General features: G+C 36.9%; 5 protein-coding genes. 3 read left to right on the forward strand and 2 right to left on the reverse strand.

Going from position 1 to position 4,862, the window contains the following annotated elements; genetic code table 11:
- The coding region (locus ACY651_RS08740) for a 2Fe-2S iron-sulfur cluster-binding protein (protein WP_462251758.1) at nucleotides 1-218 on the reverse strand (218 nt) is incomplete at its 3' end.
- A 133-nt stretch (nucleotides 219-351) separates the two neighbouring features.
- Between ACY651_RS08740 and ACY651_RS08745 the strand changes: the two genes are divergently transcribed.
- Complete coding sequence (locus ACY651_RS08745; RefSeq protein WP_462251760.1) at nucleotides 352-1,002, forward strand: hypothetical protein; 651 nt, start codon at nucleotides 352-354, stop codon at nucleotides 1,000-1,002.
- Nucleotides 1,003-1,434: 432 nt separating this feature from the next.
- Here ACY651_RS08745 and ACY651_RS08750 read toward each other — a convergent pair whose 3' ends face one another.
- Nucleotides 1,435-2,190, reverse strand: a complete 756-nt coding sequence (locus ACY651_RS08750) for a Rossmann-like and DUF2520 domain-containing protein (protein WP_462251762.1) — start codon at nucleotides 2,188-2,190, stop codon at nucleotides 1,435-1,437.
- Between the two features lie 117 nt (nucleotides 2,191-2,307).
- Between ACY651_RS08750 and ACY651_RS08755 the strand changes: the two genes are divergently transcribed.
- Both ACY651_RS08755 and topA read left to right on the forward strand, forming a co-directional pair.
- Entirely contained in the window at nucleotides 2,308-3,147 is an 840-nt protein-coding gene (locus ACY651_RS08755) for an alpha/beta hydrolase (RefSeq protein ID WP_462251764.1), read from the forward strand.
- A gap of 176 nt (nucleotides 3,148-3,323) precedes the next feature.
- Nucleotides 3,324-4,862: type I DNA topoisomerase (gene topA, locus ACY651_RS08760; RefSeq protein WP_462251766.1), on the forward strand; the 1,539-nt coding region annotated here is incomplete at its 3' end.

Genomic DNA, 4,862 nt, shown 5'->3' on the forward strand with positions numbered 1-4,862 from the left:
ATAAAATCTTCTTCCTTATCACTCAGTTCCTCTACCAAACCTTCGCCTTCGTTTACATATAAATGACAGGTACTGCAGGCACAAACACCGCCACAGTTATGGTGCAGGTCAATGTCGTTTTTTAAAGCCACCTCCAGTATCGATTGATCGGATTCTATATTATTAAGCGTAACCGGCACCAGTCCTTTCTGCTCAAACTTAAATGTTATCGTGTACATATTTCACAAATTTCGGATTGCAAACCTACTTTAAATTACCAATACAGGAAAATATTGATGATTTTATAAAAAAAATTACTTGTATACCAGCAAAGGTTTTACTAATTTCCGCCTTTCTTTAAAATTTTTTAAAATGAAAAACGGTCTTGCGCTTTCACTTTTGGTACTGAGTTTTTACTCATTTACAATTTTACAATCCTGCGGCAGCGGTGATAAAAAAAACACTGCAGCCAAAACCGATACCGTAAAACCGGTAAGAACTAATCCTGAAAAAGTAAAAGAACCCACGGTGGCCGAAAAGCCCGCCATCATTAATATTATAGATACTGTTGCTGCAAAAAGAATAGTGATATACATGAAAGACAGTGCCAAAACATTTGAACGGATCAGTGTAAAACTGGCCCAGATATACGGTGTAAAACTGGCTGAAGTATTAAAAAAGAATAACCTTAAAATGACCGGCGCCCCAATTGCCTGGTACAAAAGCAGCAAAGCGCCCTACTTTTTTGAAGCCGGCATACCGGTTAGTAAAAAACCTGCAAAATTTCCCAAAAATGTTTTTGTAAGAGAAATGAATACCGACAGTGTGATGATGGCACATTTTTATGGCCCGTACACACTTTTACAGCAGGGCTATGATGCCATTAAAGAAAGAATGAAAGATGAAAAAAGAACCGCCAACGGAATGGCCTACGAAATTTATGTGGGTGATCCTATTGACGCATCAGGCAAACCTATTGATCCGTATAAGGTGAGAACAGATATTGTTTTTCCGTGGAAATAAAATACTCAATACTCAATGCTCCACGCTTACTATTCGATGCAAATGCATAGTAAAACAAATATTCAATGATCAATGTACAATGCTCAGTATTCAATGAAAATGCATAGTATTATGCTTTTTCGCCTTTTCAATTATGTAACAAATTAAATGCGCCTGTATTTTATTGAATATTGAACATTTCTCCCTTGCGTAATCAGAATCTCAGCAAATAAAACAAATATTCAATGATCAATGTACAACGCTCAATATTCAATGAAAATGCATAGTATTATGCTTTTTCGCCTTTTCAATTATGTAACAAATTAAATGCGCCTGTATTTTATTGAATATTGAAAATTGAGTGTTGAATATTGAACATTTCCGCCGTATTCAACTATAGGTAACAATTGACAACCGCCTATTCACAATTGACCATTGACAATTCCCATTGCCCTACGGGTTCATAATACTATCCGTTAATTTAAGATACAGGTATTTTAATTTAGGATGGGCACTCAATAACCGCAGGTGTTTATCTAATGTAAATACATCGTTGCGGTAAGCAGGACCGGTCTGAATATCTTTTGGAGAAATTTCTTTAATGCGTTCTGCAGTAGATTGAATTAATGGAAGCAGTAATTTAAAATCCAGGTTTTCTTTAATGCAAAAATCTTCTGCTACTGCATAAAGGTGATTGGTGAAATTATTTACAAACACCCCGGAAACATGCAGTTTAAATCTATCCTCTTCTGCCAGTCGTTTTACCAAAGGCGAAAGTGTTTTTGCAAAATCTTCAATTAAAGTAACCGTATCGTTGGTATTGCCGTCAATTATAAAAGGAATTTCGGGAATGGTTTGTATTTCTTTCCGCAGGCTTTGAAACGGATATAAAATACCATAATTAGTAGATATATTTTGTAACACATCTTTTGAAACAGAACCTGCTGTATGTACAATTAATTTATTGCCCAGGCTGAATGATTTATTTAAGTCGAATAATACACCATCGCTTATCGCCACAATGTAAATATCGGCGCTAATATCAGTAATGCCATCGTAATTGGTATAACTGCAACCGAGTTCATCAGCAAGTATTTTGGCATTTTCAGTATGGCGGCTCATTACCTGTATAACCTGGTGGTTATTTTTTTTGCATAATCTTGCTAATACGGTGGCTACATTACCAGAACCTATAATTACAATTTTCATAAGCAGGCTGAATTGTTTAGAGAGAATTTATTGCAAAATAAAACTTTTAGGGTTTTGTTTACACAGTAGAAATACGTAAATATTTTCCTTATGGTTGCCGGGAGGTATCTTTGTTGTATGAAATTAATACAAAAAGCAGGAATAACTTACATACAAACAAAAATTAACTTAATAGCTTTTGTATCTAAACGAAAAGCTGCGGAAAATGCCTTTCAATTATTTTGCACACCACTTTTAAAATCAAAACGTACTGCAGAACCCGATAATGCCGAACAATTAAAGTTTACGCTCAATAACCTAACGGTAAAAGGCCACCGCTGGAACCATCCGCAGCAAAAAAAAATTTTGATATTACACGGCTTTAGCTCGGCAGCACATAAATTTGACCGTTATGTAAATCCATTGGTAAAAAAAGGATACGAAGTTTTATCTTTTGATGCACCTGCCCACGGCGACAGTGAAGGCACCACCACCAATGCAGTGGAGTACAGTGCAATGATTGCAAAAGTTATTGAACTGTATGGCCCCGTCAATAGTTTTATTGCACATTCTTTTGGTGGCATTGCTTTAAGCCTTGCTATGGAAAATTTACCACATGATGCAAACACCAAAATTGTTTTAATTGCACCAGCAACTGAAACCACTTCGGCAATTGATGGTGCTTTGGGTATGCTTAAAATAAAAGATACTGCCGTAAGAAAAGAAATGGATAAACTTATTTTTGAGATGAGCGGCAAAAAAACCGAATGGTTTTCTGTAAGGCGAGCCGTAAAAAATATTACTGCACAAATATTATGGCTGCATGATGAAGATGATGACATTACACCTTTATGCGATGCACTAAAAGTTAAAGAAGACAACCATAACAATATAAATTTCGTTATTACAAAAGGACTTGGCCACCGCAAAATTTACCACGACGCTGCGGTAAAAAAAGCCATCGAAAATTTCCTTTAAAATATTCAAATTATTTTTTCGTTTTAGAAGAAAAATTTTGATTTTTCAATTTTAAACTAATATTGCAGTGGAAACCCCCCTCCCCTAAAGGAGGGAATGGAGGAGATTGAAGCGAAAAATTTGTATCGTATTTATTAACAAAACACAAGCAGTCCCCCTTTAGGGGATAGGGGTATATGGCAAAAAACTTATTGATAGTAGAAAGTCCGGCAAAGGCCAAAACCATTGAAGGCATTTTAGGTAAAGACTTTGAAGTAAAAAGTTGCTTTGGCCACATACGTGACCTTGAGAAAAATGATATGGGTATTGATATCAACAATAACTTTCAACCCAAGTATATTATATCTCCCGATAAAACAAAAGTGGTAAACGATTTAAAAGCATTGGCAAAAAAAGCTGATGAAGTGTGGCTGGCATCGGATGAGGACCGTGAAGGAGAAAGCATCAGCTGGCATTTGGCAGAAGTATTAAAGCTGGATCCAAAAACTACCAAGAGGATAGTGTTTCATGAAATTACCAAACCCGCCATTCAAAAAGCGGTACAAAATCCACGTACTATAAATATGGATTTGGTAAATGCACAACAGGCACGCCGTGTGTTAGATAGAATTGTTGGTTTTGAATTAAGCCCTGTGCTGTGGCGCAAGATTGGTATGAAAGGCGGCCTTAGTGCAGGCCGTGTACAAAGTGTGGCGGTAAAATTAATTGTAGAAAAAGAAAGAGAGATCAATCAGTTTACACCTGTTGCCAGTTTTAAAATTGAAGCATCGCTAGCTGCAACGGATATGAATAACCGCAGCGTAAACTTTAAAGCAGAAGGTGGAAAGTTTAACCAGGCAACAGATGCAGAAAAGTTTTTGCAAAGTTGTGTGGGTGCAAAATATACCGTTAAAGATATACAGGTAAGGCCGGGAAAACGTACGCCGGCAGCGCCTTTCACCACATCAACTTTACAACAGGAAGCCAGCCGTAAATTAGGCTATGGCGTAAGCAAAACCATGTTGCTTGCCCAAAAGCTGTACGAAAGCGGTAAGATAACTTACATGCGTACCGACAGTGTGAACCTGGGTGAAACAGCATTGGATGCTATTAAAAAAGAGATAGGAAAAAGTTTTGGCGATAAATATTTACAAATACGAAAATACAAAAACAAAAACGAAAGTGCACAGGAAGCGCATGAAGCCATACGCCCCACGTACATGGAAAATAAATCGGTAGATGATTTTGATCTCAACCGTTTGTATGAATTGATTTGGAAAAGAACGATTGCATCGCAAATGGCGGATGCAGAATTAGAAAATACAACTGCTAAAATAAACATCAGCACCAACAACGAAGAATTAACAGCCAGCGGACAGGTAATAAAATTTGATGGCTTTTTAAAAGTGTATTTAGAAAGCAGTGACGATGATGAAGCAGAAAATAATGATGATGAAAGCCGCTTACCCAATTTAACTGTGGGGCAGGTTTTAGTTTTTAATCAAATGCTGGCCACCGAAAGATTTACAAGGCCGGGTGCAAGATATACAGAGGCATCGCTGGTAAAAAAATTAGAAGAGCTGGGCATTGGCCGACCGAGTACCTACGCTCCCACTATCAGCACCATTATTAAAAGAACTTATGTAGAGAAAAAAGAAAAGGAAGGCGTGAAAAGAGATTTCCGCATAATGAAATTGAAGGATGATAAAATTGTAAAAGTTACCGAGCAGGAAAAT

This window comes from Ferruginibacter sp. (assembly GCF_031391665.1).
In the GTDB taxonomy this organism is placed as follows: Bacteria; Bacteroidota; Bacteroidia; order Chitinophagales; family Chitinophagaceae; genus Ferruginibacter.